Origin of the sequence: Bacillus sp. UMB0893 (genome assembly GCF_002858905.1) — a bacterium.
Lineage (GTDB): Bacteria > Bacillota > Bacilli > Bacillales > Bacillaceae > Bacillus_P.
The window spans coordinates 99,755-123,490 of the sequence record NZ_PKLB01000003.1; the positions used below are offsets into that span (position 1 = coordinate 99,755).

25 protein-coding genes are annotated in these 23,736 nt (G+C 37.2%); 4 read left to right on the forward strand and 21 right to left on the reverse strand.

Annotated elements, in window-relative coordinates; all coding sequences use genetic code 11:
- Positions 1 to 16 precede the first annotated feature (16 nt).
- Positions 17 to 481 carry a hypothetical protein gene (locus CYJ36_RS08390; RefSeq protein ID WP_101566736.1) on the forward strand — a complete coding sequence of 155 codons (465 nt, stop codon included), beginning with the start codon at positions 17 to 19 and terminating at the stop codon, positions 479 to 481.
- 85 nt (positions 482 to 566) lie between these two features.
- Positions 567 to 740: a DUF2759 domain-containing protein gene (locus tag CYJ36_RS08395; protein ID WP_101566738.1), complete on the forward strand. Its 174-nt coding sequence runs from the start codon at positions 567 to 569 to the stop codon at positions 738 to 740.
- Here CYJ36_RS08395 and CYJ36_RS24040 read toward each other — a convergent pair.
- The 15 genes from CYJ36_RS24040 to CYJ36_RS08470 form a co-directional block, all read right to left on the reverse strand.
- Positions 732 to 965: a hypothetical protein gene (locus tag CYJ36_RS24040; RefSeq protein WP_101566740.1), complete on the reverse strand. Its 234-nt coding sequence runs from the start codon at positions 963 to 965 to the stop codon at positions 732 to 734. The genes CYJ36_RS08395 and CYJ36_RS24040 overlap by 9 nt on opposite strands.
- Before the next feature lie 200 nt (positions 966 to 1,165).
- Positions 1,166 to 1,477 carry an MTH1187 family thiamine-binding protein gene (locus CYJ36_RS08405; protein WP_101566743.1) on the reverse strand — a complete coding sequence of 104 codons (312 nt, stop codon included), beginning with the start codon at positions 1,475 to 1,477 and terminating at the stop codon, positions 1,166 to 1,168.
- Between the two features lie 24 nt (positions 1,478 to 1,501).
- The gene (locus CYJ36_RS08410) at positions 1,502 to 2,608 is read right to left on the reverse strand and encodes a hypothetical protein (RefSeq protein WP_101566745.1); all 1,107 of its coding nucleotides are present in this window, start codon (positions 2,606 to 2,608) and stop codon (positions 1,502 to 1,504) included.
- Between the two features lie 63 nt (positions 2,609 to 2,671).
- Positions 2,672 to 3,811: a M14 family metallopeptidase gene (locus CYJ36_RS08415; RefSeq protein WP_101566747.1), complete on the reverse strand. Its 1,140-nt coding sequence runs from the start codon at positions 3,809 to 3,811 to the stop codon at positions 2,672 to 2,674.
- 304 nt (positions 3,812 to 4,115) lie between these two features.
- Positions 4,116 to 6,026 (reverse strand): LTA synthase family protein, encoded by a 1,911-nt coding sequence (locus tag CYJ36_RS08425; RefSeq protein WP_101566751.1) that lies wholly within the window; start codon positions 6,024 to 6,026, stop codon positions 4,116 to 4,118.
- A 331-nt stretch (positions 6,027 to 6,357) separates the two neighbouring features.
- Positions 6,358 to 7,326, reverse strand: coding sequence for an ROK family glucokinase (locus CYJ36_RS08430; RefSeq protein ID WP_101566753.1), 969 nt, complete (start codon positions 7,324 to 7,326; stop codon positions 6,358 to 6,360).
- A gap of 61 nt (positions 7,327 to 7,387) precedes the next feature.
- Positions 7,388 to 7,594 carry a YqgQ family protein gene (locus CYJ36_RS08435; RefSeq protein WP_101566755.1) on the reverse strand — a complete coding sequence of 69 codons (207 nt, stop codon included), beginning with the start codon at positions 7,592 to 7,594 and terminating at the stop codon, positions 7,388 to 7,390.
- A 328-nt stretch (positions 7,595 to 7,922) separates the two neighbouring features.
- Positions 7,923 to 9,089 (reverse strand): rhomboid family intramembrane serine protease, encoded by a 1,167-nt coding sequence (locus CYJ36_RS08440; protein WP_101566757.1) that lies wholly within the window; start codon positions 9,087 to 9,089, stop codon positions 7,923 to 7,925.
- A gap of 107 nt (positions 9,090 to 9,196) precedes the next feature.
- Positions 9,197 to 9,373, reverse strand: a complete 177-nt coding sequence (locus CYJ36_RS23590; RefSeq protein ID WP_180850179.1) for a hypothetical protein — start codon at positions 9,371 to 9,373, stop codon at positions 9,197 to 9,199.
- A gap of 242 nt (positions 9,374 to 9,615) precedes the next feature.
- Positions 9,616 to 10,374, reverse strand: a complete 759-nt coding sequence (locus tag CYJ36_RS08445; protein WP_257962429.1) for a DUF92 domain-containing protein — start codon at positions 10,372 to 10,374, stop codon at positions 9,616 to 9,618.
- Between the two features lie 4 nt (positions 10,375 to 10,378).
- Positions 10,379 to 10,942, reverse strand: a complete 564-nt coding sequence (locus CYJ36_RS08450; protein ID WP_101567134.1) for a 5-formyltetrahydrofolate cyclo-ligase — start codon at positions 10,940 to 10,942, stop codon at positions 10,379 to 10,381.
- A gap of 380 nt (positions 10,943 to 11,322) precedes the next feature.
- On the reverse strand, positions 11,323 to 11,472 hold the full coding sequence (gene rpmG, locus CYJ36_RS08455) for a 50S ribosomal protein L33 (protein ID WP_070875478.1): 150 nt from the start codon (positions 11,470 to 11,472) through the stop codon (positions 11,323 to 11,325).
- Between the two features lie 117 nt (positions 11,473 to 11,589).
- Positions 11,590 to 12,639, reverse strand: a complete 1,050-nt coding sequence (locus CYJ36_RS08460) for a sugar phosphate nucleotidyltransferase (RefSeq protein ID WP_180850181.1) — start codon at positions 12,637 to 12,639, stop codon at positions 11,590 to 11,592.
- A gap of 13 nt (positions 12,640 to 12,652) precedes the next feature.
- Positions 12,653 to 15,307, reverse strand: coding sequence for a 1,4-alpha-glucan branching protein domain-containing protein (locus CYJ36_RS08465; RefSeq protein WP_180850183.1), 2,655 nt, complete (start codon positions 15,305 to 15,307; stop codon positions 12,653 to 12,655).
- A 20-nt stretch (positions 15,308 to 15,327) separates the two neighbouring features.
- Positions 15,328 to 15,786 carry a DUF4912 domain-containing protein gene (locus tag CYJ36_RS08470; protein WP_101566766.1) on the reverse strand — a complete coding sequence of 153 codons (459 nt, stop codon included), beginning with the start codon at positions 15,784 to 15,786 and terminating at the stop codon, positions 15,328 to 15,330.
- A gap of 172 nt (positions 15,787 to 15,958) precedes the next feature.
- On the opposite strand from CYJ36_RS08470, the gene CYJ36_RS08475 reads away from it, so the two are divergent.
- Both CYJ36_RS08475 and CYJ36_RS08480 read left to right on the forward strand, forming a co-directional pair.
- The gene (locus CYJ36_RS08475) at positions 15,959 to 16,306 is read left to right on the forward strand and encodes a hypothetical protein (RefSeq protein WP_101566767.1); all 348 of its coding nucleotides are present in this window, start codon (positions 15,959 to 15,961) and stop codon (positions 16,304 to 16,306) included.
- Entirely contained in the window at positions 16,303 to 16,785 is a 483-nt protein-coding gene (locus CYJ36_RS08480; RefSeq protein WP_101566769.1) for an endolytic transglycosylase MltG, read from the forward strand. Before CYJ36_RS08475 ends, CYJ36_RS08480 begins: the two co-directional genes overlap by 4 nt.
- A 44-nt stretch (positions 16,786 to 16,829) precedes the next feature.
- Here CYJ36_RS08480 and phoU read toward each other — a convergent pair whose 3' ends face one another.
- From phoU to CYJ36_RS08510, 6 genes are all read right to left on the reverse strand, one after another.
- Positions 16,830 to 17,489: a phosphate signaling complex protein PhoU gene (gene phoU, locus CYJ36_RS08485; protein WP_101566771.1), complete on the reverse strand. Its 660-nt coding sequence runs from the start codon at positions 17,487 to 17,489 to the stop codon at positions 16,830 to 16,832.
- A gap of 105 nt (positions 17,490 to 17,594) precedes the next feature.
- A complete protein-coding gene (pstB, locus tag CYJ36_RS08490; protein WP_101566773.1) occupies positions 17,595 to 18,419 on the reverse strand; it encodes a phosphate ABC transporter ATP-binding protein PstB in 825 nt (274 codons plus the stop codon).
- 33 nt (positions 18,420 to 18,452) lie between these two features.
- On the reverse strand, positions 18,453 to 19,331 hold the full coding sequence (gene pstA / locus CYJ36_RS08495; protein ID WP_101566776.1) for a phosphate ABC transporter permease PstA: 879 nt from the start codon (positions 19,329 to 19,331) through the stop codon (positions 18,453 to 18,455).
- A gap of 1 nt (position 19,332) precedes the next feature.
- A complete protein-coding gene (gene pstC, locus CYJ36_RS08500) occupies positions 19,333 to 20,274 on the reverse strand; it encodes a phosphate ABC transporter permease subunit PstC (protein WP_101566778.1) in 942 nt (313 codons plus the stop codon).
- A gap of 72 nt (positions 20,275 to 20,346) precedes the next feature.
- The gene (locus CYJ36_RS08505; RefSeq protein ID WP_101566780.1) at positions 20,347 to 21,330 is read right to left on the reverse strand and encodes a PstS family phosphate ABC transporter substrate-binding protein; all 984 of its coding nucleotides are present in this window, start codon (positions 21,328 to 21,330) and stop codon (positions 20,347 to 20,349) included.
- Between the two features lie 200 nt (positions 21,331 to 21,530).
- Positions 21,531 to 23,693, reverse strand: coding sequence for a peptidoglycan D,D-transpeptidase FtsI family protein (locus tag CYJ36_RS08510; RefSeq protein WP_101566782.1), 2,163 nt, complete (start codon positions 23,691 to 23,693; stop codon positions 21,531 to 21,533).
- Between the last annotated feature and the right edge of the window lie 43 nt (positions 23,694 to 23,736).

The following is a 23,736-nucleotide window of genomic DNA, read 5'->3' on the forward strand; positions in this document are numbered from 1 at the left end:
TGGGGGGATGCACTGCGTGAAGAGTTATTACGGAGTTGAATGGAACAAAAATGGCCGTTCAAAAGGTGTAATTCCAGAGTTTGAAAAATACGACAAAGATGAAAGTATACTGTTTACCGATAGTTTGGAGAAAGCCAATTTTATCAAATCACTGCTGGAAAGGGAACAACTATTTGAAGAAATGCATCAATTAATTAATGTACATCCAACCAAGATATATGATTCATTTACGGATTATGGATTCATTTCTGAAGCTGGTCATCATTATCTTATATCAAATATGGTGATCTCATTTAAGCTTTGGTCTAATGACTCTAATCAGCTGAAAATGTGCATGCTACAAGCAGAGGAGCATTTAATTGCAGAAAATCAATCAATATTGTTTGCGGATAGGAATGATCAAGAACTTGTTCAAAAAATTGCCCTTTCGTATCATGTAAGTGTTGATTTCGACCTCGACAAACAGAATGAAAACGTTTAAAATATTAAAAGGAATATTTTGTTTTTCATTCTATTTAAATTTTTGCGATTTCAAAAAAGAAATACATACGTCAGGGGGCTTCAAGATGGGATTAGTTATTATATTTTCTCTAGTTACATTACTTTCTGTATATGGATTATTCCGCTCGTTTAAAGGCAAAAACGTACTTGGTATTTTCTTTGCAGGGGGTACACTTGCAGTATTTGGCTGGTTCACTGTTATGACAATTATTAATCACGGATTTCCAACTTCACATTAACAAAAAAAGCGGAACCGCCTTGCTCAGCTCGCGAAGAAAATAGGAATTTTCCAGGGAAGGCGCGCTTTTTGCCTTTTCTGGAAAATTGTCTTTTTCACAGCGAGTTAGGCGGTGAAGCTGGACAATAGAAAAAAGCGGAACCGCCTTGCTCAGCTCGCGAAGAAAATAGGAATTTCCCAGGGAAGGACGCGCTTTTTGCCTTTTCTGGGAAATTGTCTTTTTCACAGCGAGTTAGGCGGCGGAGCTGGACAATATGAAAAGCTGAAGTGTTTTGGTCATCTTGCTTTTTGCAAGTATGTTCCAAGGCGCTTTTTATTTTATTCAAGTTAACACTATCGACTGACTGCCCTTTCGATTGAATCAAGATTTTAAACTTACATGATTCCAGCAAAAAACCTTGGCCTCAAAGTTTGGGCCAAGGTTTTTTATTTAACATGCGCATTCACACTTTTTAGCTTACTTTCCATCGTGGATTCTTTATCACGGCGGTCATCAATGCGAATGTTTGTGGCTACTCGCTTAATACCCTTTTCAAACGGTGCTTCATGAATTGCCTGAATGACTTCCAGCAATGTAGATAATTCCCCTTCTATAATCGTGTTCATTGGAGTCAGCTGATATTTAATTTTCCCTTCTTGCTCAAATCCTTTAAGTATTGATTGCACTGCTGCAACATACTCGCTTACACTTGCCGTTTTTGTGCCGATTGGGATGACTGTCACGTCTACGATTGCCATAGTCCTACCGCCTTTTTAATCTTTTCATTTAACGATACTCTTAATTTCTGCTTCTTTCAAGTCTATGACATTTTCCAGGTAAGAACCGTATAAAGCTAACTCTCCGCTTGGCGAAAGCATGATATCAGAGTTATCAGCATTTTCCAAGATAACAGAGGATGTTTTAGCTTGAAGATCAACAGCTGTTAAATCAAATTTATTTTCCTCTGAACCAGGTACAAAGGTATAAAATAACATGTTTCTGTCCGAGTAATCAAAGTGCGGTACGAGCCATTCGGAATAAAGAGGCAATAGCTGCACGTCAAAAGAATAAATGAGTTCATCATACTTTTCATGATAAAAAGAATAAGAGCCGATTGATTCTTCTTCGTCCTTAACTTGAACTGCTAATGAATAATCCCCAAAATTCGCATGGTTTATCATTTTTTCTTCAACCATAACTTCTTTATGATCAATTAATGACTGCCTGTATAAAGGAGCAGTAAGCTGAGGTTCTCCTTCATCCCATTTTAAATAGGTGATTTCTTCATCTGACAGCCATTGAATAAATGGAATATCAACTGGATTTTTCTCTAAAGAAAAATCCTTTATATTCAGGATAAACGTTTGAAACGTCCAATTTTCATCAAAAGAAGTCAAAAATATTCGTTCTCCGCTTGGGCTCCATGAATAGGTGAGCTCAGAGGAGGGAAATGTCCTTTTCGTTTGCTCATTACCCAATTTATCAATGACAATAACCTCTGCTTCGTAGCTTGACGGACTGACATGAACTAAAATTAAGTTTCTATTTGGACTTATTTCAAGCTGTACAATTGAAGAATCTGATTCATATAATTTTTCTTTTTCACCTGAAAAGAGGTTATATTTATAAACAGTCGATTTTTCGGCATTTTCGCTTAGATAAAGGATGTTCTGCTCGTCAAGCCATCCTTCTGCTGAAAAAAAGTCATCATCGGAAATTGGAATGACGTTTTGTTCTTCCAGAAAATCAACTGATAAGTATCTTTCTTCATTTGCAGGCTTCCGGATCTCTTCTAGGTCAGAAACATCTTGCGGTTGATGAGATTGCTGTGTACAGCCAGTTAATAAAATTGCCGTTATGAATACTATTAGTGTCAATCTGTATCTCATCAACTAATGCTCCTCTCAATTACTCTCATTCATTATTACGTTTAGAAGATTGGAATTGTTTCATTATTTTAAGGAATATAAAGAAGCCCAGAAAATTCCCTTGCTTTTTTCGTAAATTTCATCTAATTGATTTAATGGCAGCGGGTTAACACCTATGCCAAGTTCAATGGTAAATCCGCATTTTTTCTTTTCAAAAATGAACCAATCCCTGAAACCAGCATGACTGTCGATATTCCGAATTGGCTTATACCCGCTAAGACGGCTGTATTCAGTCACGATGGAGAGTGATTCATCTGGCTCGCAGTTCATATACCCCCAATAGATTTCCTCTCCTTGGGTGTGAACAGCAACGATGAGGTCAAATTCTTCTGCATTTGCCAAGTTTGCCATTGCAATTGATTCTGGCTCTGTCAGCGGTGCGTCTCCAGGATAATCTCTTGAAGCTGGTACTTTGGGGATTTTTCTTTCTTTTTCTATGTCCCAGTAAGCAGGAAACTGATTATTAAGATCGACTCCATTAATATTCGCTTTCCATTGCTCAAAATCAAGGCTGTTATTGTTAATTGCTAAGACCGATTGGTAATGAGGATGTTCTGGTGATAGTCCGTTTAGTACAAGCTGAACGCCATCTGGATTGACCATCGGCATAAAAGACAATGTCGTTTTTTCATATAGCTCGATCGCATCATGCCCTTGAAACGATTCACCGTCTACTATTGCCTGCAAATACTCATGAAGCCAGCACATTAAGACCGAAGTCGTGATCCATTCATTCGCATGAAAAGAACCATTCATATGAACCTTTTTTGTACCCTTCCCAATTTGCAGTTCAATAAGCGGCAATCCGAGTACACTGGTCCCAACCGTCCTTTGCTTTATAAAAGGAAAAGCTGTAAGCAATGTTTCAAGATCTTCTTGAAGAACATTAAAATCATAAGCCCTATGTTTTTGAATAAAGTTCGGAGAGTTCAGGGAAGTGAGCGAACTCTTGTAAAAGTCTATTATATTCCTAATGGAGGTCTCATTGGAAGTGGACGATATGTGACAATTTATTTCTTTAGAAAACGGGATATTAAATGTTTCACCTGCGTGAATCAAACTTGAAATTCGCTCAGGATTAGAATCATGGAGAAGCTGAATTGGTACTTTTAAAAAAGTGGAGATCTCATCAAAACTTGTTAGTTTCTTTGCTCTGACTTTCATCCTCATTCCTCCCTTTATTTGGGTTATTACTAGCATATGTTGCATAGGCCCCAATCTTGAATGAGGGTTTAAAACAGAATGAAAGACTGACAAATTTTAATAAGGGCAAGTTCCATGGAACGCTCCGAGAAAATGTGCGGATCATATCGACTGTGACTATGACAATTGTAAAAAGGGACATTACATTATTTGAATGCTTAGAAAAGCTGGACCTGAAGCAAGTGTTTTCAGATCCATACCTTCCACCATCGATCGAAAAAAAAGCTTTGGCTCAGAATAAGGAGAGCCAAAGCTTTATTCTTACTTATTTAGTTTCTTCTTTAGTTTCTTGTGGTGCTTTTTTATCTTTTCCATTTTTCATTTCATCATAGAAACGCAATAAGTCTCCATAGATGATTTTATCTGAATAATTCAGTTCTTGCTTGGCTTTTTCCATATATGGCTCACATGCCTGTTTGTCTTCAGCCGGCTCTCCGGTAGATTTATCATAGCAAGTTCCGCCTGTATATACGAATTTGTCAGTAATAAAGCTACCATCACGCAAAACAGTCAGCGGCAGTTTATCTTTTGAGAATAAATCTTTGCCAAATTCGATCTCATCTTTCGTCTCAATGCCTAATAAATGCATGAGCGTTGGACGGATGTCAATTTGACCAGATACATCAGAAATCGTTTGAGGTTTTTTATCGGTTACACCTGGAATATGAACTACGAATGGAACCTTTTGCAGCTGAATTTCATCGAATGGTGTGACCTCTTTGCCTAAGAATTCACCCATTGCAGCATTATGGTTCTCAGAGATTCCGTAGTGATCTCCGTATAGAACGATAATTGAATTATCGTATAAACCTTCATCTTTCAGCTTCTGAATAAAGTTTTTCAGAGCTTCATCCTGATAACGAACAGTTGGAAAATAATTGTTCAATGTCTTACTGTTTGAATCAAATTCATCAATCATTTTATCTTCTTCATTCAGTTCGAATGGGAAATGATTTGTGAGCGTAATATGCTTGCTGTAAAATGGCTGTGGCAATTCCTTCATATGATCCACAGACTGTTCAAAGAACTCTTTGTCTTTTAATCCCCATCCAACAGAGTTTTCTTCATTTACATCGTAATCATTTACATCAAAGAATCGATCGTATCCTAAAGCCTGATACATAATGTCACGATTCCAGAAACTTTTATTATTGGCATGGAATACAGCGGAATAATAGCCTTTTTCCTTTAGTAATTCAGGTGTAGCAACATATTCGTTATTGCTGTTTGTAAAGAATACTGCACCACGGCCAAGAGGGTATAGGGAGTTATCAACGATGAACTCAGAATCTGATGTTTTTCCTTGGCCTGTCTGATGATAGAAATTGTCAAAATTATAACTCTCACCGATAAAGTCATTTAAGAACGGAGTAATTTCCTCACCATTAATCTTTTGATTAATAACAAAACTTTGTGTTGACTCTAATGAAACCATGATCACATTGCGATCTTTTGCGATCCCGAACATTTCATCATTAGGTTCTTTCTTATTTGCTTTTACATAGTTTTCAATTTCAGTCAGGCTATTGCTGTCTGCCAATGCACGCTGTGCGGATGTTTTTGACTGAATAATGCCATCATATACATGAAAATTGTAAACGCTGATGTTTTTAACAAGCATTTCACGGTCAAATGAACGGGTCAGAAGCTGTGGACGCTCAGTTTCAGCTAATCCTAAGTTAAAGAAAAATACTCCTGCAACTAAAAGATAAAAAGCTGTTTTTTCTTTTCTTGTTACCGTTGCATCAGTCATGAATCTTGGACGTTTCATTAACCAGAATAAAATAGCGATATCAACTACCAGCAATAAGTCAAATGGTTCGAATAAAGAAGAAATACTGCTGCCAAGATCCCCCATATTGCTTGTCTGGAATAAAACTGGAATTGTGAGAAAATCATTAAAGAATCGGTAGAAGACGATATTTGCAAGCAGCACTAATGTTACAACTATACTTGCACCTAAAATATATCTGTTTCGATTCTTTTCTTTCATAAACAGCCCAAATCCAAAGATAAACAATAAGAAGCTAAGCGGGTTTATGAATAAAATGAATTCTTGTGTAAAGTTTTCTATTTTAATATCAAAGCTAGTTTTGTAGACAATATATGTTTTAATCCACATAAACAATGTTGCAATCAGTAAAAATGAAATTTTCGAAAGTGATTTTATACGCATTTCATAACCTCCTCATACGTTAGAACGTGCGTAACATTTATTATTCATTCAATATTTTCCATAAATTAGGTTGAAATGAAACAACTAAACCATATCTTAATACTTCTTTAACAAAAAATCAATCGTTTTTAATATTTCCCTTACAATAGGATGATAGAATAATAATCTTCAGCTTATTCGCTTTACCCTTTAGTTAGACGTATGAAACCAAAAAAAGTTTCATTTATACCAAAGTAAAAATATTAAGAATATTACATAAAAGTAAAGGAGCCTTATCTGACAACGATAAGGCTCCTTTATATTATGACTTATTTTATTAATAATATGTGTGTCAATCTGATGAAAGTTTCGTTTTCACCAGCCAGGCTCCGCCTATGACTCCTGCATCATTTCCTAATGTTGCAATAGAGATCGAAGCTCCCTCAGCAACACGCGGAAAGGCAAAACGCTTGAAATATTTTTCTACGTTCTGTCTAAGGTGTTCCCCTGCTTTTGACACACCTCCGCCAATTACGATCTTCTCAGGATTTAATCCATTTGATAAATTAGCAATAGCAAGACCAAGCTGCATTGTAATATACTCAACAATTTCTGCTGCTAGGTAATCACCTTGTTCTGATGCTTCAAATACATCTCTTGATGAAATGCTTCCATTTTCTTCATATAATTTTCTTAAAACACTAGGTGAATCGTCCATGTTTAATTTTTCTAAAGAAAGTCTTACAATTCCTGTTGCAGAAGCAATCGTTTCCAGACAGCCTTCTTTTCCGCAGTTGCACGGGGCGCCGCCATCTGTTACTGAGGTAATATGTCCGATCTCCCCTCCTGCTCCATTAACTCCATGTACAACAGTGCCGTTTGAGATAATTCCCCCTCCAACTCCTGTACCTAAAGTTACACAGATTACGTCCTTAGCCCCATCTCCTGCACCTTTCCACATTTCACCAATCGCTGCAATATTTGCATCATTATCGATTACTGCCTTCAGACCCGTTTCTATTTCAAGATGATGCTTTAAAGGATAGTTCTTCCAGCCTAAGTTGACTGTTTCATATACGAGGCCTGTTTCTAAATTCACAGGACCAGGGGCACCCATTCCGATTCCTGCAAGCTTGGCCTTCGTTTGGCCTAATTCAGCGAGCTTGGCATCAATGGCTTTAGCAATATCTGTTGTAATGGTTTTTCCGCTTTTATCAGTTGGAATTTCCCATTTTTCAATCATTTCACCATAATGGCTGATAAATGCCATTTTTATTGTAGTTCCGCCTAAATCAACGCCCACTAGCCATTTGTCTGTCATTGTCTATGTCATCCTTTTTCTAAAAATTTAAGAAACCGTTTGCACAATTTATTAATAAAGTTTAAATCTTTTCTTTATCTTTTTCACGCTGCGTTTCTTGTCTTAAGAGCAAAATTGCCATTTGAAAGTCTTGAACTTCAATAAGGCCGGATTCAAACAGCTGTCTAACTTCCATTTCCATGAGTTCTAAATCGGCAGCACGATTCCCAATATAAATAATCGTTCCATACTTTTTCAAAAGCTGCTGAACATCGTAAACAGTTTTCATTTTTTCACCCGCTATATTGGAACTTGATCTATTTCATACTACATAAAAGTATAAAGGAATGTATAACCGCGTCAAGAGAATTATCATGAAAGACGAAAAATTCCTGAAATAAAAGGCTTTTTTTCTTCTGTTTTATTAATTTGTTACTTTACATTCGAATATAGTGTGTCTAATTGTTTTGTAAGATGGAGTTTCTAAGTGTTTGGATAGAAAAGGTTAACTAACGTGCATTGGTATTCATACGAAAAATAATTATCTCTGTTCACAAAGCAACTAAAAAAAGGACAGCTTCCTGTCCTCTGAGTTTTCTGGTCACTTGGCATTTGGATCAATTTTCTGCAAACTGAAAACCATACGTATAGGCAGCAATTATGAAGATTAAAGACAGAACGATTCCTGCAAGTCTCAAACCCCATTTGTTTTGCTTAGGCAGCTGCACAATGAGGGCTGCTAAAAATCCTCCAAGCAATCCCCCAATGTGACCTGCATTATCAATATTCGGGACAGCGAAGCCAAAAAGAAGATTTAGACCAATAATAAAAATCAAGTTAGAACCGATTGTTCTGAAAAACAATTTCGGATTGCTGATTCCGAGATATAGCAAGGCGCCGAAGCATCCAAATATGGCACCTGAGGCTCCTGCAGATATTGAAGGACTAAGGGCAAAGCTTGCAAGTGATCCGGCAGCGCCTGCAAATAAATAAATGAATAAAAATTTAGCTGAACCATACATCCTTTCAACTGCGCCGCCAATATAAACCAGCGCCAGCGTATTCATCAGAAGATGAAGCATTCCGATATGGAGAAAAACAGGAGTAATAAAACGCCACCATTCACCATCTATAATAAATGGATTATACTTAGCGCCAAACTGAACAAGTGTTTCTGTATTTTGACTGCCGCCTGAAGCTTCTAATAACATAAACATAAAGACCTGGATTGCTGTAAACAAATATGTGAATATAGGCTTACCGAAATGAAAGATTTGTTTTTCTTCTTTGATCCTCCGATTAGAATATGAAATGGCCTTTCTTTTTAGTTCTTGTGTGTCCAGGAATTCATTTTCTGATGGAAAGGTAAGAGGCACGTGCAGAAGTTTTTCAAGAAATAAAACACTTTCATGATCTTTCTCTTTATCAATCACAATTGATTTTAGAGTTGTTTGGCCATATTGATGCGGCCTCTCAATGCGAAACTCCCAATCATCTACCGGAGGATACGATGAAATATAAATATTCAAAATTTGTATTGGATGCTTCCATGATTGCTTACGGATATGATCAATTTGCGCTGCTGTTTTTTCAATATCCTGCTGAAGCTGGCTTCCCCAATCCAGCTCCATTCTGATCAAACGCACAATTTGAAAATCCTTATTCCTATAAGGATCAAGCAAAATCTCCCGCCCATCATCTGATAAACGGATAATCTGATATTCGTGTCTGGTTACAAATTCATAAATCAAACTCCAATAAAGATCATCCTGCTTTATCATCATGAGCTTCTCTCCGAACTTTTTATTATTAGTATACCAACTTAAACCGCAGATGTTAAAGAATTGAGCTTTATTAAAACAAAAAACACCTGTTACTTAACAGGTGAGCTTTAACGAAAAGCACGAAACATAAATTTTTCCCGTATAAAAGGTATTCTCATGGACAGCTGAATAAAAAAGTGACGTATACCCGGCTGACTGAGCACCGCATTCATCAGCCGATACCGATATTGATAAAATGCCAATACTCCAACCACCATCAGCAGGATTGAATTCAATTTTCGCATCATCATCCCTCCTTGTATTACTTTTTGCCCAATTCCTTGTTTTTATCCGCTTTTTTTAAGGCTTGTTTCGCATTGATTGTTGTTTTTTGGTTATAAATACAACCCATGGATTTAGCCATTTTTTCTAAAAGCAACAAACTTTACGAATAGCTTTTTTTAATGAAGATGTTTTCAAAAAGATTGTTTTATCCTTATAAGACCAATTTCCTCGCTTGATAAGAACAATATCCTGGAAGAGACGCTTAAATGAATAAACAGGCAAAGAAAGAAGTCACTAGTATTGATAAAAAATTAACTCCATCATTATTTAAGAAGCCTCTTAATTTCGTTCCTTTTGTATGACAGTGGAAGGATTTTTCAGTTTGCTTTCCACATGCTGGACATTGATATTGAACTTGTATTGATGCACCTAAAACGGTATCAATCATATTCCCCATGAATCCAAGGAAAAAAATGACCCAAAAATCAAAGATACTCATTGGAAAAAACAGATAAGAAGAAATCCCTATTAGAAAAGCACCTGCGGCTGCAGCAGAGGTGCCAAGCGCACTTACTGCCCCTGATGTACCTTTTTTGACTTTCTTCATTGTAAAAATCATTCTCGGCATTTGTTTACTAAGCGTGCCTATTTCAGAAGCCCATGTATCCGCATTTGCCGCTGCAATCGAAGCGGTGAAAACGACATCACTTCCGTTAAAAGGAATACAAGCATTAAGAATGCCGACTAAAGCAGGGATCCCTCCGTTGGCAAGGACCTGCACCACATCTCTCTGTTCACCTTTTTCAAGCAAATCATCTACACTTTTCTTTTGATCACGTTTAAACTTGCTCCAAAGACTTGAGCTTCCAAAAAAGAGTCCAAGCAAAATAAGTCCGGGGTATCCAAATCCGAGAAAAAAAGCACTGCCTACAAAACAAGCTGCAATTGCTCCGGATATGGTTAATGACTTAAGCTTTAGTCCTGCAATTGATATGACAAAGATGAATAGAAATGCAATCAATGTCTCATCCACCTGGAACAATCACCTCTTTTTCCGTCAAAATTTGATGGACAGGCATATCATAAGGCTCGACAGGAATTGAAGGTACAATTTGCGTTTCAAAAGCAAGGGAGATCGTCTGTCCCTTATACTCAGATAAATACCTGTCATAATATCCCCCTCCATAACCAATTCTAAAACCTTCTCTGTCAAAGCATATTCCAGGAACAATCACCAGATCGATATCTTGCGCTTTAATAAGGCTTGTTTTTGACACAATTGGCTCTTTTAATCCAAAATAAACAATTTCTAATTGACTCTCTGACTCGAATGTCCGGAACTCCATTTTAAATTGATCAGGGTAGCATTTAGGAATCACGACTTTTTTATTTTGACGCCATGCCTCTTCTATTATCATACTTGTTTCAATCTCTCTTCCTCTTGAAATAGTAAGTGCGATCGTTTCGCTTTGCTTCCAGAAGGCATGTTTGAAAAGTCTCTTATTAATACGTTCGCAATAACTTTCATATGTATCTTTATCTATTGACTGAAGACGTTTTTTCACTTGATTTCTAAGTTTTGATTTCAGCATTGATGCGCTCTCCCTTTTATCAGTAAAGTTTATGTATACAGAACAATAAAGCTGTTTTTCGTAAAAAGACTAGTTTTCCAACTTTTCTATGGTTTTGTGCTCTTTTCTCATGGCTCTTTTCATAAAGTTTGTTGCTTTTAGAAAAAAGGGTTAAAACCCTTTAGTGGATTGCAGCGGAAGGCTCTTGACTCCTGCGGGAATTAGAGGCTCCCATCCCTCACGCCGCAGCGGAAATCCACGGGTACAATTAATAACCAAAAACAACAAGCAATGCGAAAACAGCCTTAAAGGCATTAAGCTATTTATTGACCGGCAAAATAAATATGGATTAGAAAAAGGGCTATAAAAAAAACAGCAGGAAATAAAATTCCTACTGCTTACTTTGTTTCGCGGTGTAAAGTAACCTTTTTCTCTCTAGAGCAATATTTTTTAAGCTCCATACGATCTGGGTTATTACGTTTATTCTTTTTAGAAATGTAATTACGTTCGCCGCACTCTGTGCAAGCTAATGTAAGATTCACGCGCATGTTGATTTCCCTCCAAACTAAAAAACTTATACTAAATCAGACTTTACTATAATAGCATTTTTTAAATGCAAATTCCACATTATTTTATTTTTTTCTTTATATGAGGTAAACGATAAGTTAATGATCTTTATTCATATACTCTCTCCACGTACTGACAGCCTCATGATTTAAGTCAGCAAGCGTAGAATGAGCCTGTATCTTACAGTGTCCGATCATGCCCCCTAAGGTGCAGGATTTTCCCACGTCACTATTTTCCCATAAAATAGAATGAGTAATTTTAGAACCTTCCTGAATGGTGACCGCTTCTGAAAGGACTGTATTTGGACCTACAATGGCACCTTCATGGATAATCGTGTTTCCACTTAGATAGATAGGCCCTCTTAAAGTAACATCATCTTGAATGGTTACACCATCCTCCATCCAGATTCCTTTGGCAATTTCTTTACCCTTGGTTGGAAGATTCACTTTATGATCTAGCATATCAAATTGAGTTTGGCGATAATTTGCTATCGTACCGACATCTGACCAGTATCCAACAGCTTCATACAAACTGATTTTTTCATTATGGCTTAGAATGGCCGGAAACACATCTGTGCTGAAATCGTAATATGTAAAACCTTCTAGGTAGGTAAATACAGCAGGATTCAAAATATATATTCCTGTGTTTATTGAGTGCTGAGAAAGATCACTCCAATTTGGCTTCTCAAACATCTTTTTCATCTTTTTATTCGATGAAAGCAGCACGCCATATTCGATTGGAAAGTCCAATGGTTTTGTAAAGATCGTCACTGCTGCGCTATGAGCTGCGTGATGCTCTATGCCTGCTCTTAAATCAAAATCAGTAATAATGTCTCCGCTGATGACAAGAAACGGCTCAGTAAGCATGTGCTCAGCTAATTTAACACTGCCCGCTGTACCAAGAGGCATGCCTTCTTCACTGTAAGTTATCCTTACACCCCACTTTGAACCGTCTCCAAAATAGGAACGTATTGTTGAAGACAAATAATGTACAGTCATGATGATTTCGTGAATACCATGTTTTTTTAATAGCTCAATGCCATATTCCATGACAGGCTTATTCAAGATGGGTACCATCGGTTTTGGACAGTGATTCGTAAGAGGTCTAAGCCTGCGTCCTTCTCCACCTGCAAGGATCACAGCTTTCACATGTTTCATCTCCTTATCCGTTATGATAAAGTCCTTCATATTCCTGTATCACTTGATTGACAATGCGATTATAGGCATACTTGCTGTAGACGTCTTCAAATCCTTGTTGTGCCATCTCCTTTGCCCACTCTGTGTTATCAAGAGCTTTTAAAACGACTGAAGCTAGTTCTGCTGAATTTCCCCTCTCGAATAAAAGGCCATTTCTAAGATGACAGACAATTTCTTTCAATCCGCCTGTGTTTGACGCAATTGTAAGCCTTTTCGCTGCCATGCTCTCCAAAGCAACAATTCCAAATGGTTCATAAAAACTGGGGATAATGTTCATCATGCAATGATTAAGAAGTATATGTATGAACTCTTCATTTATAAACCCCAGGAATGTTACACTTTTTTGAACGTTCAATTGTTTCGCTATTTTTTCATATTCGTTGCGGTGCGGCCCATCTCCTGCTATCACAAAATGGATTTTGGGAAAACGTGCCAAAATACCCGGTATCGCTCTTAAAAGAACATCAAACCCTTTTTCTTTTACGAGTCTTCCCATTGAAAAAATAAATGGCCGTTCCAATAGAGATCCCATTTGATGCTTATTTGAATTTTTATCATACATATTATTTTTAAAAGGATTTATTCCATTAGGAATGATGGATAATTTTTTAAAAGGGATCTTAAATTGCTTTATGAGTTCTCCCTTCATATAGTCACTGCACACAATAACTTTGTCAGCGGCCTCTACAAGCAGCCCCTCTTCTTCATGGATATGCTTTTGCATCGATGAAACGATCTCGCTGTTTCTGCCTAGTTCTGTTGCATGAATTGTCGCGATCATCGGTACATGAAAAATCTTCTGAATGGATTTTCCTGCTCCCGCTGTAAGCCACTCATGGGCATGAACAAGGTCAAAGTCAATCATTCGATTGCTCAATAGAAATTGAACAAATGCCAGATTGTGATTCATTATCCATTCCACAAGCGATCTATTCGAAATCTGAATAGGTTTTAACCGATAAATATGGAAGCTGGGATAAGGGTTTTCATAGTCAGGAAGCTCTTCCTCTGAAGAAATGGTAAGAAGAGTAACCTCGTAATTCATGTCAGCCAATGCATGTGTAAGATCAAACACATGTCTTCCAAGTCCCCCAACTATATTAGGGGGATACTCTGTTGATAGCATTAAAATTTTCGGTTTTTCAATATGTGAAACAGCCTGAAATGGGTCTTCAGTGTATAAAATAAATTTAAATAAGTCCGCTGCTGGGCGATATTTTTCCATTTGACCGTCGTTAAATGAGCAAATTTCATTGAATTGATGAATGTGTGTTTGGATCCGCTTATGCCCATAGTTTATCGATGTTCCATTCTCAATCATAAATGTCCAGTCACTGCTGACTGCAAGCATCCATTCTTTTATAAGAGCCGCATGCTGTTTTTGTTTCATTTCCCGGGAATTTACATATGATTGCCGCCAAGTCTTAAATAAATGGTTTTCCATAAGGTGAAATTGATGAAAGTAGCCTGCTGTTTTTTCATTAAGCCACATATCACCGAATCCGTTTTTCCCCCATGTAGAAAATGACAGTTCCATTTTTTGCTCAATCTGTTTTTCTTTCTTCAGCCATTCTGACGGTAAAATAAAAGGGTGATCTGAGTCCAATACTCCAGCCAGAAATTCCGGTCCTTCAAACCACCAGTGTCCAAATAACTCAAAATCAAACGGAAGCACATTGAGCCCATTTGCACGATTGAGCTTCTGCAGAAAATCATCTGCGTCAATCTTTGTTTGTGCAAAGGCTTTTTCAGGATGATAGATCTTTTTATCATCTGTCTTTCCAGTTATACCCCAAAGTTTCAGACCTGTATTTACTCTCACCTTTTTAAGGAAAGCAAACTCACTGATTTCATCCCACTCTCTTACAAAACCGACATCACGATAATATTCCCGGTACTCAGGATGAGAAGGGTACCCGCTATATTTATCCCAAACGTAATTTGTCTGCTGCCGGTTTCGCTTAAAGATTGTCAGCCCATTGTAGGTTATCGCAGGTTCTGAAAAATCAGGGGAATCAGAGAATGTATATTGAATTCCTTGTTCACAGAGAATTTTCGCTGTTTGCTCATTTATCGCCATTTCGGGCAGCCAAAATCCTTTAGGCACTGCTCCAAAATGATGTTGAAATGTTTTGATTCCCCACTCCACTTGTATTTTCACGCCTTTTTCTGTACAAAGATAAGGCAAAATGGCGTGTGTAGCAGATGTTGTGATGACTTCAATCTTTCCTTCTCTATACAGATTTTTATACCCATCAAGGATGTTGCCTCCGTACCTCATAAACGTCTCAATCAGCCGATTGTAATGTTTCAAATAAAAATCTAAAACTGATTGTTCAGTCTGAACCTCCCTGCTGTATTCCGCATGAATTAAAGCAATTGTTTTATGCAGATACCCAAGATAATTAGCTTGAATGATCTTATCTGCCATCATCTCCATAAGGGTAGGTGAAAAAGAAATAGTAACTGCAGGACGTTTCAATTCATTTAACTTCCAAAGCATAGGTATATAGGATTCTGAAAGTGCTTCATATAGCCATCTCTGCTCATATTGAGATTCGGAATAGTCCGTAATAAAAGGCATGTGGGCATGAAGGATTATTATACTGCTGCTTTCCATCAGAGTCATTCCCCTTTCCATCATTCATAGGCAGAGTATGCAGAAAATTGTCTTTTCCAAACACTCTCCTCCGGGTCGAGAGTTACCCATTTTAAATCGTTCATATATATTCCTTTCATTTTTATTTCGTTTGATTTAAGAATGGTAAGTCTATGCATACCGGATTGGAAGACAATGAATTCTGCATAGTATATGCCCCTGCCCTCAGTTTCTTCTATAAAAAGAAAAGGGTCGTTATCTGTAATGTTTATATCTTTAAACAAAACAGAGTTACTCTCTTTATGATAAAGACGAATTGTTTTATAAAGAGTGGAAAAAGGTACATTGCAAATAATAGAAAGACTCTTCTTTGTTTGAGCACTTATATTCCACTGCAGGAACAAGGTCGATTTATTTTTTATTAAAAGAGTCATTGCATCCCCATATGCTGGTTTTTGTGAACGTATTGTATTAAGGTTCTCTGATTGATGATGAACCACGATTTTTCCCCACTTTCAGATTAAACATTTGTTTTTATTATGACATAACATAGATCCGTGATAAATCGCACTGTAAGTAAGACATTTTTCGACATTTCACATATAACTCTTTTGAATGTACGAAATCTATGATATAAAGAATAAGGGAAAAAATATTAGAAGGTGAATAAAAATGGAGATTATTATCATTGCCCTGTTTGTTGTCAGCATTCTTTTAATTGGAATTTCTTTTTTCCAAAGAGACCAAGTAAAGGATATTGAACAGGAACTTGATCACCTGTCCGTTTCTTCCATGCAGGAGATATACAAGTTAAAGAAAAAAGTAAGAGTTTTAGAGGAAGAAATTCTTCAAAATGATTTAGAAATTTCCGAAGATGATTCGATTGATCCTCAAACACTTCAGCGCATTGTTATGAAACATAATCAAGGACTATCAAATGAAGCAATCGCCAGATCTGAATACTTAAGTGAGGAAGAGATCGAATCGATTCTTAAACAGAATGAGAGGGTCTTAACATGAGTAAAAAGGGATTTCAATCATTTGCAGCTGGGATGATTTTATCCACCTCTGTTCTTGCCGCTACTTATTACATGGGAGAAAGCAACGAAAAAACAGTTGCTTCAGTCAGCAAAGAAGTGACCGAAAATGATATAAAAGAATATTTAATAAAAAACGGTCAAACAGCCATTGATAATAAAGAATATGACGAGCTTGTTGCATTTAAAGAAACAACTCTTATTGAAAAACAAAAACAGGCAGAAGAGCAGCCAAAGCCTGAAGAACAGCCTCAAAATGAAAAATACACATTGAAAATTGTTGAAGGAATGAATACAGGGGATGTTTCAAATATCCTTGAACAAGAAGGTGTCATCACTTCAGCAAAAGATTTCAATGAATTCGTGATTTCCGGCAACTATCATACAAAAGTACGCATGGGAACATTTGAACTAACTAAAGGCATGAGCTTTAGTGAAATTGTAAATATTCTCGTTAAATAACTGATAAAAAAGCTTGTCACTCTGAGAGTGACAAGCTTTTTTGTTTAAGCATTTAAATCGTATCTTCTTCCTTTTACAAGATATAGGATACTTTCAGAAATATTTGTAGCATGATCTGCAGTTCGCTCAATATATCTGCAGACAAACATCAATTGAGTAATTTGCTGCATAAGTTCTTTTCGCTCAGGCATGATTCCAAGAAGTTCACGAATGGTTTGACCGTAAAATTCATCCACCTGATCATCCATATCAGCTACTTTTTTTGCTAAAACTACATCCTCCTCATTATATGCCTTAATCGAAAGAGACAGCATTTCTACAGCAATAGCATGCATTTTTTTGATCGTTTCAATCGGTTTAAATAATGGATCATCACCGATGCGAATCGTAGATTTAGCGATATTAACAGCAAAGTCTGCCATTCTCTCAATGTCATTTGAGATTTTTATGGCAACGATAATACGTCGCAAATCAATGGCAACCGGCTGCTGTTTAGCGATAAGTAAAATGGCAAGATCATTGATCTCCTCATCTAAATCATCAATACGCTCATCATTTTCGATGATCTCTAATGCTGCTTCTACATTTTGATTTTCTAATGCATGAATAGAAGCAGTTAACGCTTTTTCAGAAAGTTGTCCAATTTCAATTAATTTATCGCGCAATAATTTTAAGTCATATTCAAATTTTTCTCTAACTACCATATTATTTTCCTCCATGTTGTCGTTTAGTTTCTATTATATAGGATTTAATTATGATATGGGAAAAAGTCGTGCGAATTTCATTTGCACGACTTATTTATTTATAACTTATCCAAATCGTCCAGTAATGTAATCTTCTGTACGTTTATCTGATGGGTTTGAGAATAAGCGATCTGTTTTTGAATACTCGACTACTTCGCCATTTAGGAAGAAAGCAGTACGATCAGAAATCCGGGCAGCTTGCTGCATGTTGTGAGTAACAATGACGATGCTGTATTGTTTTTTCAATTCCTGAACTAGCTCTTCTACTTTTAATGTTGAAATTGGATCTAGTGCAGACGTAGGCTCATCCATTAGGATGACATCTGGCTCAATTGCTAGACAGCGGGCAATACATAAACGCTGCTGCTGACCACCTGATAAACCATAAGCATTTTCTTTAAGGCGATCTTTTACTTCATCCCAGATTGCAGCGCCTTTTAAGCTCTTTTCAACGATTTCATCAAGTGTCTTTTTGTCGCGGATGCCATGAATTCTTGGTCCATAGGCAACATTGTCATAAATTGATTTTGGGAATGGATTTGGTTTTTGGAAAACCATGCCAACACGGGTTCTAAGATCTTCCACACCGTATCCTTTGTCAAAAATATTTTTTCCGCGGTAAATAATTTTTCCAGATGTGCGAACGATAGGAATTAGCTCTACCATGCGGTTTAATGTTTTAATGTACGTTGATTTTCCACAGCCGGAAGGTCCGATAATGGCCGTTACTTCATTTTCATAGATATCAAGGTCAATATTTTTTAATGCTTGATCATTTCCGTACCAAAGATTAAGATTATCTGTTTTGTAAACGATGCTTTTTTCTTTTTCAGCCTTCGTTTCAAACTCCTCATTTTCTTTGCGCTCTTTCACAACTTTTGTCATTTCCATCGTGTGAAACCTCCTTCATCCTTATCAAAAAGCTTAGTAACGTTTTTGGAATTTATTACGAATTAACACTGCAATAGAATTCATGACGATCAAGAAAATAAATAATACGATAATCCCAGCAGCTGCTACGTCTTGGAAATCAGCTTGAGGTCTTGATGCCCAGTTGAAGATTTGAATTGGCATTACAGTAAATGTGCTCATAAAACTTTCAGGCAAATAATTAACAAATGCAAATGCTCCTACAACAAGAAGAGGTGCTGTTTCACCAATTGCTCTTGAGAAAGCTAATATACTCCCTGTTAATATACCTGGTATTGCAGCCGGCAAAACAACTTGACGAATCGTTTGCCACTTCGTTGCGCCCATTCCATAAGACGCTTCCCTCAATTCTTTAGGAACGGCACGGATTGCTTCTTGTGATGCTACAACAATGACCGGCAGCACAAGCAGTGCCATTGTGAATCCCCCGGCCAGAATGCTTCTTCCAAGTTCAAAGTATCGAACAAATACAGTTAAGCCTAATAGTCCAAATACAATCGATGGAACACCTGCAAGGTTTGCAATATTGATTTGCAGGAAATTTGTAAATCTGTTCTTCTTTGCATATTCTTCTAAATATAATGCTGTGCCTACTCCTAGAATCAAACCGACAGGAATAACGACTGCCATCACCCACATAGATCCGACTAATGCAGCCTTAATCCCTGAGGCAGATGGTCTCCTAGATGCAAAGTTTTGAAAAAATTCTGGAGTTAAATAGCTAAATCCTTGAGTGAATATCCGATATAAAAGGATTGCCAATACAACCAATGCAAAGCTTGTAGCTAATAGGAAGATACCTTTATATATTCCATTAACCGCTAATCTGCTTGACATTTTTTTAGCGACTTTCTCTTTATTGATGTAGTTCATTTTAATATTCCTCCCTAAAACGACGAGAGATAAACTGAGCCAGTAAATTCATCAGCAATGTGAATATAAACAGGGTCATCCCTACAGCGTAAATACTATAGTAAATCGTTGTTCCATATCCAGCATCACCTGAACTTACCTGAACAATATAAGCTGTCATTGTCTGAATCGATTCAGTTGGATCCAATGTTAGCTTAGGCGTAGCACCGCCTGCAAGAGTAACAATCATCGTTTCTCCGATAGCTCTTGAAATAGCTAAAACAAATGATGCAACAACACCTGAAACAGCAGCAGGCAAGACAACTTTAATTGCTACTTCAAATTTAGTAGAGCCAAGGGCCAAGGCTCCTTCTCGCATTGATTTAGGCACTGAGGTCATTGCATCTTCAGAAAGCGATGCAATCATAGGAATAATCATAATGCCTACAACAATTCCGGGGCTAAGCGCATTAAAAAATCCCAAGTCTGGCATGATGGATTGAAGCAATGGTGTCACGAATGATAAAGCGAAGAATCCATAAACAATTGTTGGGATTCCTGCTAAAACTTCTAATATCGGTTTAATAATTCTTCTTACTCGATCAGAAGCATATTCACTCAAATAAATAGCAGATGCTAAGCCGATAGGCAAAGCAACGATCATTGCGATGACAGCAACAAGAAGTGTTCCCGAAATTAATGCGATGATTCCATATGATGGATCACCTGCGAAGAATGGATACCATTCTTTTTGTGTAATGAAGTCCATAAATTTAACTCTGCTGAAAAACGTAAATGTTTCAACAATCAATGTGAATAATATACCAACGGTAGTTAGGATTGATATAATGGCTGTCAGCAGTAAAAAAGCAGGAACTAATTTCTCTGTAAATTTCAACCAAGATTTTTTCTCTTTTTTCTCTCTTATCATTTCGCTGACTGAGCGACTTGTTTGTGTAGCCATATTGTGAAAACCCCTTTCCAAAACATGGGAAGATGAGAAGCAGTTATGCTCCTCATCTATTAGATTTTGAAATTATTTTAAACCTTCGATTGTTTCAAGCTGCTCTGTGTATTTCTCTTCAGGAAGGCTTACATAGCCAACTTCTTCAGCTAACGCACCAGCGTTTTCCATGTAGAATTTAACATATTCTGCAACTTGTGGTTTTTCTTTCATTGAAGCGTTGTTTACATAGATGTATAATGGGCGTGAAAGTGGGTTGTATTCACCAGACTCAACTGATTCGTTTGTTGGTTCTACAGCTTTGCCCTCTTCATTTACGATTGGAACAACTTTTAAAGTGTCTTTGTTTTCTAAGTAATAAGCATACCCAAAGTAGCCCATTGCTGTTTTATCGCTTTGAACGCCTTTTACAAGAACGTTGTCATCTTCAGAAAGTGTTGCTTGTTTTGCTACTGCTTCATCTTCAAGGATTACTTCATTGAAATAATCATAAGTTCCTGAGTCAGTTCCAGGTGAGAAAAGTTTGATTGTTTCGTCTGGCCATTCAGGGTTAATATCTGACCATTTCTTTTCTTTGCCGTCTTCAACCCAGATCTTTTTCAAATCTTCAACCGTTAATTCTTTAATGAAGTCATTTTCTTTGTTAACTACGACAGATAATCCGTCAAATGCTACTTGTAGTTCTGTATATTCAATTCCAGCGTCTTTCGCTGCTTGTGCTTCTTCATCTTTAATTGGACGTGATGCTTGAGAAATATCAGTTTCACCAGCTACGAACTTTTCAAATCCTCCGCCAGTTCCTGATACGCCGATAGGAGCTTTAACATCTTTGTTTTCCATTGCGAATTCTTCTGATACTGCTTCACCGATAGGAGCTACAGTAGATGAACCGTCAATTCCAACTTCACCTTCTAATTGAGCTGCTTCGTCTTGTTCAGAAGATTTTTCACCAGTTGTGCCAGTGTCCTCTGCATTTTCACCATTTCCACAAGCTGCTGCGAATGCAAGCAATGATGAAATCATAATTGTCATGGCTAAAAATTTGAAGCTTTTCATATTTCTTAATTCCCCCTACAAAGTGGTGTTTTTGTCCTACAAGTAATACAATACAGCCTAACTGTAAACATGGTTTTAATCGAATGTTAAGGTTTTGTAAATACGTGAATATTTTTGTCGCGTTTTGTAGAATACATATGGCCGTAGAAAAAAGCACTCTATAAATAAGAGTGCTTTTATTTTCTACAGTTCTTTGTTAATTATTCATTTTCTTGGTCTTCCAATACCCTGGCATCCTCAGGCTGGCCAACACCTTCCTGAATTCCTTCTTTGCTTTGTTCGCTTTTCAGTTCATAATATTTATCCATCACCCGTCTGCCAATTTGATTATTAATAGGGTGAGAATTTTTTGCTTCGTCATATGCCCATGGCACTACAACCGCAAATGCAACTTCTGGATTATTATGAGGTGCATATCCAACAAGGGTTAAGTTATAGGTAGGTGACAGGAATTTATCTTTGTTCGGCCCGTCATAAAAAGCCTGTGCTGTTCCTGTTTTTCCTGCAGGAGAATAATCTGCTCCGGCAAAATAGGTATATGCTGTTCCGTTCTTCTCTTGTGTAACACGTCTAAAACCTTCTTGCACTCTTTCAATGTATTCACTCTTCATATCAAGTCGGTTTAAAATTTCTGGGTTAATTGATTCAATGACAGATCCGAGATTATCTTTCGGAGAAGGTTCTCTGATTTCTTTTACTAGCTGGGGCTTCATCCGATATCCGCCATTTGCAATTGTAGATACATATTGAGCCATTTGCAGGGGTGTATATGTATCATATTGACCAATTGCTAAATCAAGCAATAATCCTGGTGTCACATCCTGGCCTTTAAAGCCTGTTGCTTCATTGGGCAAATCAATTCCGGTTTTGACCCCAAGTCCGAATTGGCTGTAATAGTTTCTAAGCGTCGAAAAAGCTTCGATATCGAGCGGCAATGATTTATTTCGTCGATATTCTCCATTTGCCATAGCGATCGCTGTTTTAAACATATATACATTTGATGACCGCTGCAAAGCTTCTAGATCATTTATATTTCCCATATTGCGATACGATTTTTTTGGAGGAGATCCTTTTATATATAAAGGTTCATCCAGCAAAACAGATCCGGGTTTAATGACACCAGATTGAAATCCAGACAAGACTGTTGCACCTTTAACTGCTGATCCCATTGTATAAGAGCTTGTCATGGCACCTAAAGAATAATCCTCAAGAACCGTCTTACCATTTTCATCTTTTTTGATTTGTTTTCCTGCCATTGACAGCATTTCCCCGTTCCGAGGATCCATCATTACGACAAATGCGCGATCAAGCAGCGCTGTTCCCGGTTTCTTTTTAGCAGCAAGTAATTCTTCTTCAATAATTTTTTCAACTTCCTGCTGAAGGTCTACATCAATAGTCATGATTAAATCCTTGCCGCTTTCTCCTTCCGAAATGACCTCTGTTTCAAGAATGTTCCCTGATTTGTCGGTAATATTTCGAGCTTTAGCTTTTTGTCCTTGTAAAATATCTTCGTACTGATATTCCAGGTAGCTTTTCCCTACTCGATCATTGCGGCTGTATTCTCTGGACATATAGTAATCAAGACGTTCATGCGGAATCCCTTCATTTGATGAAGAGATGCTTCCAATTAATGTTCTTAATGTTTTATCGAACACATATTGGCGCTCCCAATCTGTCGTAATATCAACTCCAGGCAAATCTTCCAAATGCTCGCTTATATAAGCAAATTCCTCTTGTGAAATATTGTCTTTTTTTATAATTTGCGGTGTTAGCGCATATCCGCTGTCCATCTCTCTTTTAATCGCGAGGGCTTTCAATTCGTCTTTAGAAATATCCTGCAAATCTTTTTCTGTTATACGCTCAAGTTGAAGGTCGTAAAGATCATCATCGCTTATAACGCCGTCAAGAACCTTTTGTTTATCTGATTTGGTAATCTTTTTTTCTGCCTGCTCAGGCCGCGTTAAGATCCAATAATCTTTCTTGTCTCTTTCTGTAATCTTTTTCAAATCTTGTTCAATTGTCTCTTTATCATCATTTGAGGGATCTTGTTCAAAAATCTTTGCAAGCTTTGCTGCAACTTCTAAACGCTCTTCCTGAGAAGTAGTATTTGACCTCGTATATGTGATTGCATTGATTGGTTTGTTATCAACAATTGTATTGTAATTCCGGTCAAAGATTTTCCCCCTTGGAACTGAAGTACTGATATTGACTTCCTCATTCCGTTCAACTTCCTTGCGGTAATCCTCTCCGTATACAATTTGAACAATTCCAAGCCTCAAAATAATTCCTGAGAAAACGATAAAAACTAGAAAAAACAAGATATTAAGGCGAAGTGGGACTGTTCTTTTCTTTTTCTTTGTCATATAGCACCGCCTTATTTTCTTTATAAATAACACAATAGACACC